General features: G+C 63.7%; 19 protein-coding genes. 8 read left to right on the forward strand and 11 right to left on the reverse strand.

The window, feature by feature from the left end; all coding sequences use genetic code 11:
• Nucleotides 1-4 precede the first annotated feature (4 nt).
• The 5 genes from G453_RS0115890 to G453_RS0115910 are packed head-to-tail and all read right to left on the reverse strand — an operon-like array spanning nt 5 to nt 3,568.
• The gene (locus tag G453_RS0115890) at nt 5-412 is read right to left on the reverse strand and encodes a bacteriohemerythrin (RefSeq protein ID WP_027191847.1); all 408 of its coding nucleotides are present in this window, start codon (nt 410-412) and stop codon (nt 5-7) included.
• A gap of 9 nt (nt 413-421) precedes the next feature.
• Nucleotides 422-757, reverse strand: a complete 336-nt coding sequence (locus G453_RS0115895; protein WP_027191848.1) for a hypothetical protein — start codon at nt 755-757, stop codon at nt 422-424.
• A complete protein-coding gene (gene hemA, locus G453_RS0115900) occupies nt 758-2,080 on the reverse strand; it encodes a glutamyl-tRNA reductase (RefSeq protein ID WP_027191849.1) in 1,323 nt (440 codons plus the stop codon).
• Nucleotides 2,080-2,904 (reverse strand): cytochrome C assembly family protein, encoded by an 825-nt coding sequence (locus tag G453_RS0115905; protein WP_027191850.1) that lies wholly within the window; start codon nt 2,902-2,904, stop codon nt 2,080-2,082. The genes hemA and G453_RS0115905 overlap by 1 nt, the downstream gene beginning before the upstream one ends.
• Complete coding sequence (locus tag G453_RS0115910; RefSeq protein ID WP_027191851.1) at nt 2,891-3,568, reverse strand: precorrin-2 dehydrogenase/sirohydrochlorin ferrochelatase family protein; 678 nt, start codon at nt 3,566-3,568, stop codon at nt 2,891-2,893. Before G453_RS0115910 ends, G453_RS0115905 begins: the two co-directional genes overlap by 14 nt.
• Between G453_RS0115910 and G453_RS0115915 the strand changes: the two genes are divergently transcribed.
• From G453_RS0115915 to G453_RS0115940, 7 genes are all read left to right on the forward strand, one after another.
• A complete protein-coding gene (locus G453_RS0115915) occupies nt 3,567-4,886 on the forward strand; it encodes a glycosyltransferase family 9 protein (protein ID WP_235731779.1) in 1,320 nt (439 codons plus the stop codon). The two genes, G453_RS0115910 and G453_RS0115915, sit on opposite strands and share 2 nt — an antisense overlap.
• Nucleotides 4,883-6,157, forward strand: coding sequence for a CgeB family protein (locus G453_RS0115920; RefSeq protein WP_027191853.1), 1,275 nt, complete (start codon nt 4,883-4,885; stop codon nt 6,155-6,157). Before G453_RS0115915 ends, G453_RS0115920 begins: the two co-directional genes overlap by 4 nt.
• Before the next feature lie 2 nt (nt 6,158-6,159).
• On the forward strand, nt 6,160-6,678 hold the full coding sequence (locus tag G453_RS0115925) for a zeta toxin family protein (RefSeq protein WP_027191854.1): 519 nt from the start codon (nt 6,160-6,162) through the stop codon (nt 6,676-6,678).
• Nucleotides 6,675-6,863, forward strand: coding sequence for a hypothetical protein (locus G453_RS0115930; protein WP_027191855.1), 189 nt, complete (start codon nt 6,675-6,677; stop codon nt 6,861-6,863). Before G453_RS0115925 ends, G453_RS0115930 begins: the two co-directional genes overlap by 4 nt.
• A 143-nt stretch (nt 6,864-7,006) precedes the next feature.
• Nucleotides 7,007-7,534, forward strand: a complete 528-nt coding sequence (locus G453_RS28870; protein ID WP_235731780.1) for a GntR family transcriptional regulator — start codon at nt 7,007-7,009, stop codon at nt 7,532-7,534.
• Nucleotides 7,535-7,540: 6 nt separating this feature from the next.
• On the forward strand, nt 7,541-8,452 hold the full coding sequence (locus G453_RS28875; RefSeq protein ID WP_328285408.1) for an aminotransferase-like domain-containing protein: 912 nt from the start codon (nt 7,541-7,543) through the stop codon (nt 8,450-8,452).
• A gap of 249 nt (nt 8,453-8,701) precedes the next feature.
• Nucleotides 8,702-9,070 (forward strand): pyridoxamine 5'-phosphate oxidase family protein, encoded by a 369-nt coding sequence (locus G453_RS0115940; protein WP_027191856.1) that lies wholly within the window; start codon nt 8,702-8,704, stop codon nt 9,068-9,070.
• 309 nt (nt 9,071-9,379) lie between these two features.
• Here the strand turns inward: G453_RS0115940 and G453_RS0115945 are convergent, their stop codons facing one another.
• The 6 genes from G453_RS0115945 to lspA form a co-directional block, all read right to left on the reverse strand.
• Nucleotides 9,380-10,114 (reverse strand): protein phosphatase CheZ, encoded by a 735-nt coding sequence (locus G453_RS0115945; RefSeq protein WP_027191857.1) that lies wholly within the window; start codon nt 10,112-10,114, stop codon nt 9,380-9,382.
• Nucleotides 10,114-10,650, reverse strand: coding sequence for a PilZ domain-containing protein (locus G453_RS0115950; RefSeq protein WP_027191858.1), 537 nt, complete (start codon nt 10,648-10,650; stop codon nt 10,114-10,116). The genes G453_RS0115945 and G453_RS0115950 overlap by 1 nt, the downstream gene beginning before the upstream one ends.
• Before the next feature lie 20 nt (nt 10,651-10,670).
• A complete protein-coding gene (locus G453_RS0115955) occupies nt 10,671-11,099 on the reverse strand; it encodes an NIL domain-containing protein (protein ID WP_027191859.1) in 429 nt (142 codons plus the stop codon).
• A gap of 12 nt (nt 11,100-11,111) precedes the next feature.
• Entirely contained in the window at nt 11,112-11,963 is an 852-nt protein-coding gene (gene ybgF / locus G453_RS26570) for a tol-pal system protein YbgF (protein ID WP_027191860.1), read from the reverse strand.
• Nucleotides 11,960-12,181, reverse strand: a complete 222-nt coding sequence (locus G453_RS0115965) for a PLDc N-terminal domain-containing protein (RefSeq protein ID WP_051272510.1) — start codon at nt 12,179-12,181, stop codon at nt 11,960-11,962. Before G453_RS0115965 ends, ybgF begins: the two co-directional genes overlap by 4 nt.
• Before the next feature lie 88 nt (nt 12,182-12,269).
• The gene (lspA, locus tag G453_RS0115970; protein WP_027191862.1) at nt 12,270-12,749 is read right to left on the reverse strand and encodes a signal peptidase II; all 480 of its coding nucleotides are present in this window, start codon (nt 12,747-12,749) and stop codon (nt 12,270-12,272) included.
• A 202-nt stretch (nt 12,750-12,951) separates the two neighbouring features.
• On the opposite strand from lspA, the gene carB reads away from it, so the two are divergent.
• A complete protein-coding gene (gene carB, locus G453_RS0115975) occupies nt 12,952-16,182 on the forward strand; it encodes a carbamoyl-phosphate synthase large subunit (RefSeq protein WP_027191863.1) in 3,231 nt (1,076 codons plus the stop codon).
• The last annotated feature ends 11 nt before the right edge of the window (nt 16,183-16,193 follow it).

Genomic DNA, 16,193 nt, shown 5'->3' on the forward strand with positions numbered 1-16,193 from the left:
GGGCTCAGACGTACCCCTTTTCCAGGAAGTAGTGGGCGTAGTGCTGATCGTAGCCCAGGATGTGCTCCGTGAACCAGCTCATGAGGAAGGCGAGCAGTTCGGCGGAGAGCTCCTTGCGGTCGGCCAGGTAGTCCAGCTCGAAGTGCAGCAGCGTCTCCACGAATTTCTCGTGCTGGGCCGCATGGCCTTTGAGGCCGGGGAACTGGTAGCGCGCCATCCAGCGTTCTTCCGCAGAAAAGTGCTCACGGACGTAGGTGTTGAGCTCGCGGATGACGCGGCCCATGATTTCCTTGTCAGCCCCGGATTCCAGGGCCTTCTCCAGCTCCGCGACCAGTTCGATCAGCTGGCGGTGCTGGAGGTCGATTTCGGGGATGTTGACCGAAAGGGTGTCGGACCATTGAACGGATGCCATGTGAGACTCCTAAACGGCGATGTCCAACTCTTTGATAAGGCTGTCGAGCATGTCAATCATGTGTTCGCGCAGCGCCGGATTGGCGTAGGCGATGCAGGAGCAGCGCAGAATCTGGCGCGCTCGCACCAGAAGCTCCAGGCGGACCCAGCCGTCGCCGGTCTCCAGCGGAAGGAAGAAGGGGCCGCAGGGCTCCAGGTGTTCGCGCTGCTCCGGCGCAAGCAGGTCGTCCGGTATGGGCACGTAGTACATGCCCTTGATGGAGCCCGTCCAGCCCTTTTGGGCCAGGCGTTCCTCGATTTTTTCCACGGCCTCTTCGGTCAATTCGTCGATGGAGTAGGAGCGCATCTAGTCCTCCAGGGTGTTTTTGCGGTCCAGGTGCGCCTCGGGAGGCACGGCGTCCTCGTCGAGGTTGAACATGCGGCGCGCCAGATCCAGGAAACGTTCGCCGCCTTCCTCCTGGGAGCGCCGCTTCAGGAAGGTGAGCGGGTCGTGGTAGAGCTTTCGCGAAAGCGACAGGGCCAGCGTCTCCACCGCAGCCTTGACCGCGTCGTCGCAGTCGGGGCCCAGGCGCTTGAGCGTCCTTTTCAGTTCCTTGCGGGCCAGCTCCTCACCGTGCGTCAGCAGGTCCACGATGGTGGGCTGCAGGTCCAGGGAGTCCAGCCACTGTCCGAACTTGGCGGTCTCGCTTTTTATGATCTCGCGGGCCTTCTCGGCCTCGTTCTGGCGCTGGGCCTTGTTTTCCTCCACCACTTCCTTGAGGTCGTCGATGTCGTAGAGGTAGATGTTGTCCAGGCTGTTGATGTCGGGATCGATGTCGCGCGGCACGGCGATGTCGATGAAGAACATGGGGCGGTACTTGCGCTTTTTCAGGACGTCCTTGATGTCGCGCGCGCGGATGATGGGCTCGGCGGAGCCGGTGGAGCTGATGACGATGTCCACTTCCGGCAGCCGCTCGATGAGCTCCGTGAAGGAGTAGGCCTTGCCCTTGAAGCGCGAAGCCAGCTCCTCCGCGCGCGACAGGGTCCGGTTGACCACGTACAGCGAGCTGACGCCTGCGCCCACCAGGTGGGTGGCGGCAAGTTCCGCCATCTCGCCCGCGCCGATCAGCATGGCCTTCTTGTCGCCCATTTCTCCGAAGATCCGCTTGGCCAGCTCCACGGCGGCGTAGCTGATGGACACGGCGCTGGTGCCGATGCCGGTCTCGGTGCGCACCCGCTTGGCCGTTGAAAAGGCCTTGTGCAGCATGCGGTTGACCACCACGCGGGCCTGGGCCTTGTCCACGGCGGACTTGTAGGCTTGCTTCAGCTGCCCCAGGATCTGCGGCTCGCCAAGCACCATGGAATCAAGCCCGGAGGCCACCAGGAAGAGGTGCTCCACGGCGTCCAGGTCGCGGTGTTCGTAGACGTGGGGGGCCAGTTCGTGGCCTTCCTTGCCGCTGGCCCGAGCCCAGCACTCCAGGACTTTGTCGGAAACTCCCGAGCCGCGAGGGGCCACCACCAGGATTTCCACTCGGTTGCAGGTGGAGAGCACCAGCACCTCGTCCACGGCGCGCCCCAGGGAGCGCACGCACTCCTCGAAGCGTTCCTGGTCCTTGAGGGCGAAGCACTCCCGCACGCCTACGTCGGCAGTGCGGTGATTCAGGCCGAAAAGATGGATGTCGTGCTGCATCAGGTGAAGCTATGGTGCGTCTTGACCAGAAAGTTGATTCCAAACATCGAGGCAAGGGTCAGCCCGAAAACCCAGATGGCCAGCCAGGCGGTCTTCCTGCCGCGCCAGCCCAGGGCCACGCGCTGATGGAAGAGGTAGGCGAACAAGAGCCAGATGAACACGGCGGCCACTTCCTTGGGGTCCCAGGAGAAGAAGCGGGTCCAGGTGAGTCCCGCCCAGAGAAAGCCCGAGACCAGGCCCACGGTGTACAGCGGGAAGCCAGCCGTGACCGCAAGGCGGTTGGCTGCGTCCAGCTTGTCCAGCGAGGGCAGGGCCGCCCAGACTCCCAGCAGCTTTTCCTTGGACTTGATGCGCTTTTCGAGCTTCAGGTAGGCGGCTCCGGCTGCGGCGGCCATGGCCATGAGGCCCATGGACACGAACAGCGTGCCGATGTGCAGCCCGAAGAACAGGCCCGCCAGCGAGGACGGCAGGGGCACGCGCGCCGAGGTGACCGCCTGGGAGCCCAGCAGCACCACCATGGCCAGCGGAGTGGCGATGAGCCCGAGGAAGGACATCTTGAGACGAATCCACAGGGTGAACAGGATGAGCAGAAGGCTCCAGGAGAAAAGGCTCAGGTAGAATTCGCCGCTGGTCAGGGCCACGGCGGGATTGTCCGCCAGTTGAAGGCCCAGGGTCAGGGCATGCAGGGCGAAGCCCGCTCCTGAGATGGCCCCGCCGAGCCTCTTGGGGCGCTCACTGTGGGTGATGATGCCGCAGATGTGGCCGCCGCTGCCTATCAGGTACAGGGCCAGAACCGCGTAGGGGAGCATTTCAGCAAAGGCCATCCAGAATCTCCGGGATGCGCGCATGCAGTTCGCCGGGAATGTGCCCGGCCAGCAGGTCCGAGGCCATGGCCTGGTCCTTGCGTTCCAGTGCGTCAAGGAGCCCCGAGTCCACGAGGCCCCTGAAGATGGCTGCGTTCCTGGGCGAGCCCAGGCCAAGCTCCAGCACCATGGGCCGAAGCCTGCTCATGAGCACCAGCACCGCGCCGTATTCCGACCCCAGGAACTCGCCCAGTTCCTTCCTGATCTTGCGGGCCAGGGCCGGGGAGCCGCCCCCGGTGGAGATGGCCACGGTCAGGTCGCCCTGGGTGAACAGCGCCGGCACGATGAAGCTGCACTTCTCGGGCTGGTCCACGATGTTGCACAGAATGCCGCGCTCCTCGCAGGCGCGGCTGATGCGCCAGTTGAGCTCCTCGTTGGAGGTGGAGGCGATGACCAGGAAGCGCCCGTCCAGGTCCGAGTCCTTGAAGGAGCGCTGCTCGAAGATCACGGAGGGCAGGGCCAGGGTGTCCAGCAGGTCCGCGTCCGGGGCGCGGGTCTCCAGGACCAGGACTTCGCTGGCGCCGCAGGCGGCCAGCGTTCCGATTTTGCGGCGGCCGACTTCTCCGGCGCCCACCACGAGGCAGCGCTTGCGGGAAAGGTCCGCGTACAGGGGGTAGTATCGCATGGGCAGGCACCATAACAAATCCGGCCCTGTACGCAAAGCCACTTTCTTTCCCCCCGGCCTTGGGATAACCCAGATTCCCATGAAACCCGTGCTGGTTGTGCAGCTTGCCCGTTTCGGGGACCTCGTGCAGACCAAGCGGCTGGTGCTTGGGCTGATCCGCGCCGGGCGCGAGGTGCACCTCCTGGTGGACGCCTCGCTCAAGAGTCTGGCCGGGCTCTTGTACCCGGCCGCCGTGGTGCACACCGTGAACGCGCACAGCGCGCCGGACCCCTTGCGGCTGCTTGATTCACTGTCCGGTCTGGCTGCCGCCGGGTTCGGGCGGGTGTACAACCTCAATTTCGCCGGTCTGAGCATGGCCGTCAGCAGCCTGTTCGACCCGGACACCGTGCGCGGCTACCGCCTGGAGTCCGGGCAGCCCACGCGCGATCCCTGGGCGGCCATGGCCATGCGCTGGACGAAAAACCGACGCCTCGGGGCAGTCAATCTGGCGGACTTCTGGGCCGGGTTCAGCCTGCCCATGGCAGATGCTTCATCGGTCAATCCGGACGCCGCGCCGCGAGGCGGGGGCCTGGGCGTGGCCATGGCCGGTCGCCACGCCAGACGCTCCCTGCCGCCGGAGGTGCTGGCTCCGGTGGTGCAGGCCATGCTGCCTCTGGCCGGAGACGCCAGGATCACACTTTTCGGAACCGCGTCCGAGCGTCCCGCAGCCAGGGAGCTCATGTCGCGGTTGCCCGCGCGCCTGCTGGACCGCGTGGTGGACCTCACCGGGCGCACCGGCTGGCAGGAGCTGGCCGACACGGTGGCCGGACTGGACCGGCTGCTCACGCCTGACACCGGCATCATGCATCTGGCCGCGCATTTCGGCGTGCCGGTGTCGGCGGTGTTTCTGTCCTCGGCCTGGTGCCACGAGACAGGCCCCTACGGCCGGGGGCACACCATCTGGCAGGCCGTGCAGGACTGTTCACCGTGTCTGGAGTCTGCGCCCTGTCTCTGCGGGACCGCCTGCCTGGACGTATTCCGCCAGCGCGAATTCCTGCGTCTGGCCGGAGGCATAGGGCAGGGAGATCCGCCCGCTGGTCTGGTTGGCTGCCAAACCGATTTTGACGCGCTTGGGGTGGTGTGCGAGCCGTTTGCAGGGGCTGTTCCCCGCGAGCAGGCCGAACAGGCCGAGCGTCGCAGGGTGCGGGCCTTCGTGGCGCGGCATCTGGGAATAGAGGCCGGGAGCGTCGCGCCGCCCGCGCCCGATCTGGCCGAACGTCTGGTGGAGGAGCCTGATTTCATGCTGGACAAACATCAAGCGTTACTTGAGATTTTATGAGCCGCCCCCTGCGCATACTCGTGGTTCTGCCGCTCTACGGCGGCTCCCTGCCGGTGGGGCGGTCCTGCCAGCGTGCCCTGGCCTCGCTGGGACACGTGGTGGAGACCTTCGAGGCACCCGAGTTCCACGGGGCGTTTTCGGCCCTCAAGGGGCTTCGCGTCACCTCGGAGCGCCTGGACTACCTGGAGCACGCCTTTTTGCAGGTGGTGGCCCAGGCCATCCTCTCCAAGGCCGAGACCTTTCAGCCTGACCTGGTGCTGGCCATGGCCCAGGCTCCCCTGACCAAACAGGTGCTCAAACGCCTGCGCCAGGCTGGCATCCCCTCGGTGATGTGGTTCGTGGAGGACTTCCGGCTGTTCACCTACTGGGAGGCTTACGCCGCACATTACGACGCCTTCGCGGTGATCCAGAGGGAGCCGCTCCTTTCCAAGCTGGCCGAGGCCGGTCAGCCCAACGGGCTGTATCTGCCGCTGGCCGCCGATCCGGAGTTTCATAAGCCGCTGGAACTCTCGCCCGTGGAGAAGCGCCAGTTCGGTGCGGACCTGGCCTTCCTGGGCGCTGGCTATCCCAACCGGCGCACGGCCTTCAAGGAGCTGATGCGCTTTGGCCTGAAGATCTGGGGCTCGGACTGGGAAGGCGACGAAATCCTGGCACCGCTGGTGCAGCGCGGGGGCGAGCGCATCTCCTCCGAGGACTCGGTGAAGATTTTTAACTCCACGGCTGTGAACCTGAACCTGCACTCCAGCGTTTCGGCCAAGGAGCTGGTCTCAGGCGGGGATTTCGTCAATCCGCGCACCTTCGAACTGGCCATGTGCGGCGCGTTCCAACTGGTGGACCGCCGCCAGCTGCTGCCCGAGATGTTCGGCCCGGACGAGCTTGCCACGTTCGGCAACATGGAAGAGCTGATCGAGAAGATTCAGCACTTCCTGGCTGCCCCTGACGAACGCGCTGAGTACGCCCGAAAGGCGCGTGCGCGTGCGCTTGCGGATCACACCTATCAGTCCCGCATGCGGACCCTGATCGCATTTCTTGAAGAACGCCTGGAAGGGTGGCCCAAGCCGCGCCAGGACGAGGACGCCATGTCCGTGCTGCCCGAAGAGTACCGCGAGGAGGCGGCAAAGCTTCTGACCGGGCTTGGCCTGACGCCGGACGCCGCGTTCTCCGATCTGGTCTGGGCGCTTCGCGCCAGGGCCGGGAAGCTCTCCCCCGTGGAGACAGCCATTCTGTTCCTGGACGAGTGGCGCAAGCAGTACGGGGTCAGGCAGGAGTAGGCGTGCCCAAGGATATTCTTATCATTGCGGGGCCGAACGGAGCCGGGAAGACCACATTTGCCCGGACCTTTTTGCCGCGCGAAGGCGGTTGCCTCACGTTCATCAATGCTGATTATATTGCTCAAGGATTGTCTCCTCTTGCCCCGGAGCTGGGAGCTGTTCGTGCGGGAAAGCTGATGATCAAGGAGATTGATCGGATGCTTGAGAAGGGGGAGTCGTTCACGATTGAAACAACCTTGAGCGGGCTTGTCTATGCCAGGAAGATACCGCAATGGCAGGCCTTGGGCTACACGGTTACTCTAGTATTCCTGCGTTTGCCCAGCAGCGAGGCGGCTTTGAAACGTGTGCGATTTCGTGTCGCGCAGGGTGGACATGCGATCCCGGATGGTGATGTGACACGGCGATTTGTGAAGGGTCTGCATAACTTTGAAATAAAGTACAAGTCTTTGGTGAACAAGTGGTTCTTGTTTGATAACTCAAGCGAAGTGCCAATCCTTGTTGAAGAAGGGAGCAATCCATGAATTGCAAACAGGGATTTAAGTCCCTCAAGGTGGAAGACATAGAGAGGGCCTTGTGCCGTGCTGCTGAAATAGCCAAGGATACGGCGCGCCTCCACGGGACCCCGCTCGTGGTTTGGGAAAACGGCAAGCTCGTCGAAAAGTACCTGGAGCCGAAGGGAGTCGTAAAGGTCCGTTCGGAGCCCTGAATCCGGCCAGCGCCACGATGGGCGGTCCTGCCCGCGCCAGGGCTGGTAAGTTCTCTCCCGTGGAGACAGCCATTCTGTTCCTGGACGAGTGGCGCAAACAGTACGGGGTCAGGCAGGAGTAGTCGGCAGCAAATCGGAGCGCCATGTTCGTCCTCGACCACAACGCCCCTGAGCCGCTGTATGTGCAGCTTTCCCGGCAGATCAGGGAGCGCGTGCTCTCCGGGAAGCTGCTTGCGGACAGCAAGCTTCCTTCGGTCAGGGACCTGGCCGCAGAGCTCTCGGTCAGCCGCAACACGGTTGAAAGCACCTATCTGGAGTTGCACGCCGAAGGGTTCATCTACGCAAGGCCACGAAGCGGCTACTTCGTGTCCGCCCTGGACCGCGAGCCCGCGCCGCCGGTATCGAGGCCAAGGCCGCACGTGCGAGACTTGCCAAATCTGGCAGACGCGCCGCCCCAGACCCGACCTGTCTTCCGGTACGATTTTCATCCCGCCAGACTCGACCGCGACAGCTTCCCGGCACCCCTGTGGCGCAAGTACTATCTGGAAAGCCTGCGCGAGCATTCCTCCGATCTCGCCGTGTACGGCGAGATGCAGGGGCATCAGCGACTTCGCCTGTGCATCCAGGGCTATCTGGAACGCTCGCGCGGGGTGGTCTGCACTCCCGAATAGATCGTCATCTGCGCCGGATTGCAGCACGCCTTGAGTCTCGTGGCGGGGCTGTTCCGGCACTCCCGTCCCAGGGTCGCGGTAGAGAATCCAGGCTACTTCCTTCCACGGTCGGTACTGCGAAACCACGGCCTGGAGGTGGTCCCCGTTCCCGTGCGCTCCGGCGGCATGGACCTGGACGCCCTGCGGCAGAGCGGATGCTCCGTTGCTTACGTCACGCCCTCGCACCAGTTCCCGTTGGGGCACGTCATGCCCGTGGAGAACCGCCTGAAGCTCATCGAGTGGGCCAGGGCGGAGGGGCACGCCGTCATCGAGGACGATTACGACAGCGAACTGCGGTACAAGGGCGAGCCGATACCCTCGCTGCAGGGGCTCTCTCCCGACGGCAACATCTTCTACCTGGGGACATTCTCCAAGATTCTCTCACCGGCTCTGCGCCTGAGCTACATGGTGCTCCCGCAGGCCGTGCTGCCAGCGTATCGCCGCCTTTTCGGCGACTACCAGTCCTCTTCCTCGCTGCTGGAGCAGAGCACGCTGGCCAGATTCATGGAGCACGGCCACTGGGAGCGGCATATCAGGCGCGTGCGCACAGGCTGCAAGAGGAAGCACGACGCCTTGCTGCGCGCCATCGACCGCCATTTCGGAGACGGCGCCGACATCATCGGGCAGGGGGCGGGCCTCCACGTCGTGCTGCGGCTTTCCGGCGTCTCAATGAGCGAGGAGGAACTCGTGAAAAAGGCCGGAGCGGCTGGAGTCAGGCTGTTCCCGTTTTCCGAGACCCTGGACGGCGGCGGTGAGGATTCCGGCATGCTGCTCCTGGGTTTCGGGGCCATGCAACCCGAGGAGATTGACCGGGCAGTGGAGTTGCTGTCCAGGGTCTGTTTGAGCCCGCCCGTGGAGCCTTTTGCGGCAGGGGGCTGATCCTGCCGCTTCGGCCTTTGATGTCATGGCCGGAGAGTTTCTCCCGGCGGGTTCCGGTTTTGGGCCAGCCGCGTCGTTCAGGAATCTGACCCCGTGTTATTTTTCGCATCTGCCCCTGTTATTCCCGGACGATTTCGCTACACCCGCGATGACGCGTGCGTGCCAAGGCCTGCCGGTCCGCCAGACCTGCGGATTCCCGGAGCGGGGCGGCGTATGCGCGCGAAACACGACAGCATGGAGAGTTTGAAAATGATTCCTGAAAAAATGCTCGAAGTCATAAAGAACGAAGGCGTGGTGGCCATCGCCACCCAGGGGGCGGACGGCCCCCATCTGGTAAACACCTGGAACAGCTACCTGAAGATCGCCGACGGCAAACGGATCATCATTCCTGTGGGCGGAATGCAGAAGACCGAGAAGAACGTGGCCGGAAACAACAACGTGCTGATGACCGTGGGAAGCCGCAAGGTGGCCGGAAGAAACGGTCCGGGCACGGGCTTTCTGATCCGGGGCGTGGCCGCTTTCGAGACCTCCGGCCCGGATTTCGAGGCCGTGGCCAAGTTCAAGTGGGCGCGTGCCGCGCTGGTGATCACGGTCACGTCCGTGGAGCAGACGCTTTAGCCTTTCCTGATGCGGCCCGGTTGATCCGGACGGCCCAGATGGCCTGAAAGACCGGGATCGATACAACTACCGGGACCGGCGAGGCAGTTCAACTGGAAGTGCCTTCCGGTCCCGGCCATCAACCCGGATTGTCGGAGACCGCCAGGGCTCATGCCTGCCGAGACGGCCAGTGCCTCCGGGCTGGCGGCGCAAACAGGGCGGCGCAGGCAGGTGGAGCTTTGCCGCCGTTCAGATCCGGGAGAAGCTCGCGGCCATAAAAAAAGGGGGCCGAAGCCCCCTTGTATGCTCGAAAAATCTTCCCGCGATCCGCTACAAACCCAGCGACGCCAGCAGGTCGTCCACGGACGCCTGGTTGGAGTCCGTCTGCGGTCCCTTCAGGTCCGACACCTTCTTGTCCGCTTCCGCCTCGATCTGGTCCAGGTCCATGTCCGGGGCTTCCTCGTGGGCTTTCACCTTGAGGCCGGTGGACAGGTACAGGTCCAGCACGATGGCTTCCACGTTCTTGATGGCCCCTATGATGCGCTTGATGCGCTGGCCGGTGAGGTCCTGGAAGGAGAGGGTGGTCATGATGCTCATGAGGTCGGCGTTGAGCGCGTCGCTCATGTCGCGCAGCTCCTGGAGCTGTTCCTTGGTGACGCCGCCGGACTTCAGGCTGTGCAGGATGGTGTTGGACTTGGCCTGCATCTCCAGATGCTTTTCCACGACGTCCATGATCTCGCCGGTGGCCTGCTCGGTGGTGGAGAGGATGGTGTCCAGCTGGTCGGCGGCTTCGCTGAAAAGCTGGTCGGCCCGCTTCTTCTCCTTGACGATGACCGACCCGCCTTCGTCCTGCCGGGCGGTGGAGAGCTCCTTGTAGATGGACTGGAGGCCGTTTCGCATGTCGTCGCTCAGGCGCTTGTAGAACTCGCTCTGGAGCAGCGAGCGCGTCAGCGATTTGGAGAGCTCCTTTTCAACGGCCTGGGTGATGGCCCCTTTCAGGTTCTCCACCATCTCGTCCATGTAGCGGTCCATCAGGCTGTCGATCACGGTGTCTGTGTTGGCCATCACGAGTGCTGCTCCCACTTCTTGACGCGCAATTCATCGCGCTGTGTTTGGAAAACGAACTGAACGATGGTCTCCAGGTCGCGGTCGCGGATGCGGGTGAAATCAAGCGCCCAGATCTGCCTGCCGTCAAGCGTCTCCTCGCGCACCACGCGGGCCAGTGCTCCGGCCAGACGCACCGGAAGCTGCGTCATGGTGATGACGACCTCCACATGCTGGCCAATCGTGAGCGGGTAGGCGCAGGCGATCTTCACCCCGGCCCCGGAGATCTCCACGACCTCCAACAGGTGCGGGAAATCCTCCTGCAGGCTGTCCTGGCTGTGGATGCCGATCAGCATGTCCAGCTTGCGGTCCATGGCCTGCAAGGCGCTTATGAGGGCCTCGTTGACGCCTGCGGCCTTGAGGTCCATCGAGGACACCGAGGTGCTGGTGATGGGCGCCTCGCGAAACAGCTGAAGCTCCTTCCCGGAGGAGAGGAAGCGCATGCGACCGTGCAGATTGGTCGGGATGCGCAGGAAGGTGCGTTGCTCCTCATCCATGGCCGGCCTCCCGGAAGGGGTTACAGATAGCCGTTCTCCAACTGGGTTTCCATGGCCTTCACCGGGCAGACCTTCACGCACAGGCCGCAGGCCACGCACTTCTCGGAGTCGAAGCGCACCTTCCAGGTGGCGCGGTCGATCTCCAGGGCGCGCGGGCGGCACAGGGCGGTGCATACGCCGCAGTGGACGCAGGAGTCCTCGTCCTTGCGGACTGTCTGGGCCACTGGGGTTATGGTCAGCCCGTGCTCGCGCAGGTAGGCCAGGCCGTCGTTGACGGCAGGCTCCAGGCCGTTGATCTCAAGGACCATCTCGCCCACCTCGCGGGGGTTGATCTGGGCCTTGATGATGTTGAAGCACAGGTCGAAAAGCTTGATGATGTTGCAGACAACCGGCTTGCCGGAGGAATCCGGCGGGAAGCTCAGATGGACGATTTTGCGGACTTCGTTCATAAGTTCAGACCTTTAGAGGAGGCTCTTGGCCCGGCGCGCCTCGGCTGAATCCGGGAATTTTTTGATGAGGTCGGAGAACATGAGGCGGGCTGCCTCTTTCTTGTTCAGCTTCTGGAAGGCCATTCCCATCTTGAGCATGGCCGAGGGGGCCTTGTTGCTCTTGGGGAACTTTTCCACCACTTCGTTGTAGTTCAGTACGGCCTGACCCATGTCGCCTTTCTGGAAGTAGGCTTCGCCCATCCAGAAATAGGCGTTGGGGGCCAGGGTATGCTTGGGATAGGTCTTGGCCACTTCCCGCCACATGCCTGCGGCCTTGTCGTAGTCCTTGGCCTGGAAGGCCTGCATGCCCTTGGCGTAGATGGCCTCGGCCGGGTCTGCGTTGGTGGCGGCGGGCACGTCGGTGGGGCGGGCCTGGGCCTGCGAGGGGGCTTGGGTCTGGGCGGCCGGGGCGTTCACCTGGGGCTGGCCGGGGGCCTGATTGCCCTGGGGTCCGGGAGCAGGGGCACCCGGATCATGGGGCTGTCCCGCACCGGGCTGCTGGCCGTCGATCTCCACGCCAAGCTGGGATCCCATCTGCTTCAGGTTGCCCTCGACCTTCTGGATGCGCTTGGAGAGTTCCGGCAGGGTGGTCGCTCCGCCGGAGCCGTCGCCGTCGGTCATGGTGCGGATCTGGAGGTTCAGGTCCTCCACTTCGGCGGAGAGGCGCTGCACCTGGGATTTCAGCCCGTCCACCTCGGCGAGGAGGTTGGCCTGGGCCTGGGCCTGGGGATCGATGGGCTTGCCCTTCACGGGGCTGTCGGAGCTGGTCCCGGCGCAGCCGGACAGAAGCAGGAGCGCGGCCAGGGCCGCAATGCGTGCGTTCATGATTCTTTCGTTCCTCTTTTCCTGCCAACGAACAGGTAGATCAGGCCGCCCAGCACCGGTACGAAAACCGACAGGCACAACCAGACCATCTTTTCCTGATAGGTGGGGAAGTTGCGGTAGAATGCGTGCCCGATGGCCCAGAAGTTCAGGAACACGGGCAGGGCCAGGACAAGGAAGAACCAGAGGGGGAACCCTCCGATGGTGGTGGTGAGCGTCATAAGGGTGTCCTTGTTACGCCTGGCCGGTGCATTTTGCAAGGCCGGGGCGGCTTGCGGGGCCTGGCTTCCGGGAGGTCCGGCGGGGCCTTCAGTCTTTCTTGCGGACGTAGAACGAGAAGATGAGCGCCAGCGACCCGCAGCTTATGGCGATGTCCGCCACGTTGAAGGCGGGCCAGTGATAGGAGCCGATGGCGAAATCGAGGAAGTCGATGACCTCGCCGGTGCGGACCCTGTCAATAAGGTTGCCGACGGCTCCGCCCAGGATGAGCCCCAGGGCCACGATGAGCAGCTTGTCGCCGGGGGAGGCCTTGGCGAGCAGGTTGAGGATGATCATCACCGCCATGGCCGTGGCGCCCATGAAGAAGTAGGTCTGCCAGGAGGTGTCTGGGTTGTTCAGGAAGCCGAAAGCCGCTCCCCGGTTCAACGTGTGGACCAGGTTGAAGTATCCCGGAATCACTTCCACGGAGGTGAAAAGGGTGAGGTGCTTCTGGATCTGGAGCTTGGTTATCTGGTCCAGAACGACCACGACGGCGGCCAGGCTTGCGGCCAGGGTATACTGGGGCTTCACGGGGGTTCCTTGATTTGTGTCCGGTTGCTGCTCCTTTATGCAAGCTGGCGGGGAAGTCAATCACCGGGAGGCCCTCAAATATCTTGCCGGGGGGGGATAAGTTGCGTAAACCCACGCCGGGGTGAAAACCCCAAATTGACATTTCACGTCACATTTCTGGAACCCAACGCCGTACCCAACCTTAACCACAACCCCGCCAGTCATGCCCAAACGCACCGACATCAAAAAGATTCTCATCATCGGCTCCGGCCCTATCGTCATCGGTCAGGCCTGCGAGTTTGACTATTCCGGTTCCCAGGCCACAAAGGCCCTCAAAGAAGAGGGCTATGAAGTGGTGCTCGTCAACTCCAATCCGGCCACCATCATGACCGACCCGGGCCTTGCGGACCGCACCTATGTGGAGCCCATCGACCCGGACATCGTGGCCAAGATCATCGAGCGAGAGCGCCCGGACGCCCTGCTGCCCACCCTGGGCGGGCAGACCGGCCTGAACACGGCCGTGGCCCTGGCCGAATCCGGAGTGCTGGAGAAGTTCGGCGTGGAGCTCATCGGAGCTGACCTGGCCGTGATCAAGAAGGCCGAGAGCCGCCAGGAATTCCGCGAGGCCATGATCAAGATCGGCCTCAAGGTTCCCGAGTCCGGCATCTGCCGCACCATTGACGACGTGCGCGCCTGGGGACGCAAGATCCCGTTCCCCATCATCATCCGCCCGGCCTTCACCATGGGCGGTTCCGGCGGCGGCGTGGCCTACAACATGGAAGACCTGGAAGCCATCGCCTCGCGCGGGCTGGCCCTCTCCATGAAATCTGAAGTGATGCTTGAACAATCCGTGCTGGGCTGGAAGGAGTTCGAGCTGGAAGTGATGCGTGACGTGCGCGACAACTGCGTCATCATCTGCTCCATCGAGAACATCGACCCCATGGGCGTGCACACCGGCGACTCCGTCACCGTGGCCCCGGCCCAGACCCTCACGGACGATGAATATCAGCGCATGCGCGACGCCGCACTGGCCGTCATGCGCGAGATCGGCGTGGAGACCGGCGGCTCCAACGTGCAGTTCGCCATCAACCCCGAGGACGGCGAGCTGGTGGTCATCGAGATGAACCCCCGCGTGTCGCGCTCCTCGGCGCTCGCCTCCAAGGCTACGGGCTTCCCCATCGCCAAGATCGCGGCCAAGCTGGCCGTGGGCTACACGCTGGACGAGATTCCCAACGACATCACCCGCGAGACCATGGCCTCTTTCGAGCCCACCATCGACTATGTGGTGGTCAAGATCCCGCGCTTCACCTTCGAGAAGTTCCCTGGCGCGGAAGACTTCCTGACCACCGCCATGAAGAGCGTGGGCGAGGCCATGAGCATCGGGCGCACCTTCAAGGAAGCCCTGCAGAAAGGCATGCGCTCCCTGGAAGTCGGCATGCCCGGCCTCTCCAAGGACTTCGACCGCTGCACCTGGGACAAGGAAGCCCTGCTGGTCTCCCTGCGCAAGCCCAACTCGCGCCGCCTGTTCGATTTGCGCTCGGCCATCCTGTGCGGCATGACTGAAGAGGAAATCTTCGAGGCCACCAAGATCGACCCCTGGTTCCTGCGCCAGATCCGCGAGATCGTGGACATGGAGGCCGAACTCCACGCCTTCGCGCTGGAGGAGTCCGTCAGCGCCTCCAACCCCAAGTTGGCTCCGGTCATGACCAAGGCCAAGCAGTTCGGCTTCTCCGACCGCCAGTTGGCCACCCTGTGGAAGAAGTCCGAGTTGGATATCCGCGACATCCGCAAGAAGCTCAACGTCAAGCCTACCTACTACCTGGTGGACACCTGCGCCGCCGAGTTCGAGGCCTACACGCCGTATTTCTACTCCACCTACGAGACCGGGGCAGAGATCGCCCCCTCCGAGAAGCGCAAGGTGGTCATCCTGGGCGGCGGTCCCAACCGCATCGGCCAGGGCATCGAGTTCGACTACTGCTGCGTACACGCCTCCTACGCGCTGCGGGAGCTTGGCATCGAGTCCATCATGGTCAACTCCAACCCGGAGACCGTGTCCACGGACTACGATACGTCAGACAAGCTGTACTTCGAACCGTTGACCTTCGAGGACGTGCTGAACATCATCGAGCACGAGAAGCCCGAGGGCGTCATCGTGCAGTTCGGCGGACAGACCCCGCTGAACCTAGCCGTGCCGCTCATGCGCGCAGGCGTGCCCATCCTGGGCACCTCGCCCGATTCCATCGACCGCGCCGAGGACCGCGAGCGCTTCCAGGCCCTGCTCAAGAAGCTGGCCCTCAAGCAGCCTCCCAACGGCACCGCCATGTCCGGGGAGCAGGCCCGCGTCATCGCCAACGACATCACCTATCCCGTGGTGGTGCGCCCCTCCTACGTGCTGGGCGGACGCGCCATGGAAGTGGTTTACGACGACGAAGGCCTGGCCGCCTACTTCAAGAAGGCCGCCGTGGTCTCGCCCGAGCACCCCATTCTGATCGACAAGTTCCTGGAGAACGCCATCGAGGTTGACGTGGACGCCGTGTGCGACGGCGAAGAGACCTATGTGGCGGGGATCATGGAGCACATCGAGGAAGCGGGCATCCACTCCGGCGACTCGGCCTGCGTGCTGCCCCCGCACACCCTCTCCGCCGAGGTCATCGCCGAGATCGAGCGTCAGACCAAGGCCCTGGCCCTGGAGCTGAACGTGGTGGGCCTCATGAACATCCAGTTCGCGTTGAAAGACGGCGAGGTGTTCATCCTGGAGGTCAACCCCCGCGCCTCGCGCACCTCTCCCTTCGTGTCCAAGGCCACGGGCGTGCCCCTGGCCAAGCTGGCCACCAAGGTCATGATGGGCATGAAGCTCAAGGACCTCGACCCCTGGAGCGGGCGCAAGTCCGGCTACGTCTCCGTCAAGGAGTCGGTGTTTCCCTTCAACCGCTTCCCCGGCGTGGACGTGCTGCTGGGACCCGAAATGCGCTCCACCGGCGAGGTCATGGGCGTGGATTCCAACTTCGGACGCGCGTTCATGAAGAGCCAGCTGGCTGCGGGACAACGCCTGCCGCTCGAAGGCACGGTGTTCATCTCGGTGAACGACCGCGACAAGGACGCCGTGCTGCCCGTGGCCAAGCTCTTCCAGGAGCTGGGCTTCAAGGTGATCGCAACCGGCGGCACCGCCAAGTTCCTGAACGACAACGGCGTGACGGCCACCAAGGTGCTCAAGGTCTACGAGGGGCGCCCCAACGCGGCGGACCACGTGATCAACGGTGAAATCCAGCTGATGATCAACACCGTCTCCGGCAAGAAGACGGTGCAGGACTCCTCGCAACTGCGCCAGACCACGGTGCTGTACGGCGTGCCCTACACCACCACAGTGGCGGGCGCGCGCGCGGCGGCCCTGGCCATTCAGGAACTCAAAGGCTCCGGTCTTGGCGTCAAGAGCCTTCAGGAACACTACGCCTAGTTGACAGCAGA

Origin of the sequence: Fundidesulfovibrio putealis DSM 16056, from assembly GCF_000429325.1 — a bacterium.
GTDB classification, from domain to species: domain Bacteria; phylum Desulfobacterota; class Desulfovibrionia; order Desulfovibrionales; family Desulfovibrionaceae; genus Fundidesulfovibrio; species Fundidesulfovibrio putealis.

What these genes read in the sequence shown, in the direction of transcription:
- G453_RS0115890 (WP_027191847.1), bottom strand. Translation starts at nt 412, where the DNA reads ATGGCATCCGTTCAATGGTCCGACACCCTTTCGGTCAACATCCCCGAA.
- G453_RS0115895 (WP_027191848.1), bottom strand. Translation starts at nt 757, where the DNA reads ATGCGCTCCTACTCCATCGACGAATTGACCGAAGAGGCCGTGGAAAAA.
- hemA (WP_027191849.1), bottom strand. Translation starts at nt 2,080, where the DNA reads ATGCAGCACGACATCCATCTTTTCGGCCTGAATCACCGCACTGCCGAC.
- G453_RS0115905 (WP_027191850.1), bottom strand. Translation starts at nt 2,904, where the DNA reads ATGGCCTTTGCTGAAATGCTCCCCTACGCGGTTCTGGCCCTGTACCTG.
- G453_RS0115915 (WP_235731779.1), top strand. Translation starts at nt 3,567, where the DNA reads ATGGGCAGGCACCATAACAAATCCGGCCCTGTACGCAAAGCCACTTTC.
- G453_RS0115910 (WP_027191851.1), bottom strand. Translation starts at nt 3,568, where the DNA reads ATGCGATACTACCCCCTGTACGCGGACCTTTCCCGCAAGCGCTGCCTC.
- G453_RS0115920 (WP_027191853.1), top strand. Translation starts at nt 4,883, where the DNA reads ATGAGCCGCCCCCTGCGCATACTCGTGGTTCTGCCGCTCTACGGCGGC.
- G453_RS0115930 (WP_027191855.1), top strand. Translation starts at nt 6,675, where the DNA reads ATGAATTGCAAACAGGGATTTAAGTCCCTCAAGGTGGAAGACATAGAG.
- G453_RS28870 (WP_235731780.1), top strand. Translation starts at nt 7,007, where the DNA reads ATGTTCGTCCTCGACCACAACGCCCCTGAGCCGCTGTATGTGCAGCTT.
- G453_RS0115940 (WP_027191856.1), top strand. Translation starts at nt 8,702, where the DNA reads ATGATTCCTGAAAAAATGCTCGAAGTCATAAAGAACGAAGGCGTGGTG.
- G453_RS0115945 (WP_027191857.1), bottom strand. Translation starts at nt 10,114, where the DNA reads ATGGCCAACACAGACACCGTGATCGACAGCCTGATGGACCGCTACATG.
- G453_RS0115950 (WP_027191858.1), bottom strand. Translation starts at nt 10,650, where the DNA reads ATGGATGAGGAGCAACGCACCTTCCTGCGCATCCCGACCAATCTGCAC.
- G453_RS0115955 (WP_027191859.1), bottom strand. Translation starts at nt 11,099, where the DNA reads ATGAACGAAGTCCGCAAAATCGTCCATCTGAGCTTCCCGCCGGATTCC.
- ybgF (WP_027191860.1), bottom strand. Translation starts at nt 11,963, where the DNA reads ATGAACGCACGCATTGCGGCCCTGGCCGCGCTCCTGCTTCTGTCCGGC.
- G453_RS0115965 (WP_051272510.1), bottom strand. Translation starts at nt 12,181, where the DNA reads ATGACGCTCACCACCACCATCGGAGGGTTCCCCCTCTGGTTCTTCCTT.
- carB (WP_027191863.1), top strand. Translation starts at nt 12,952, where the DNA reads ATGCCCAAACGCACCGACATCAAAAAGATTCTCATCATCGGCTCCGGC.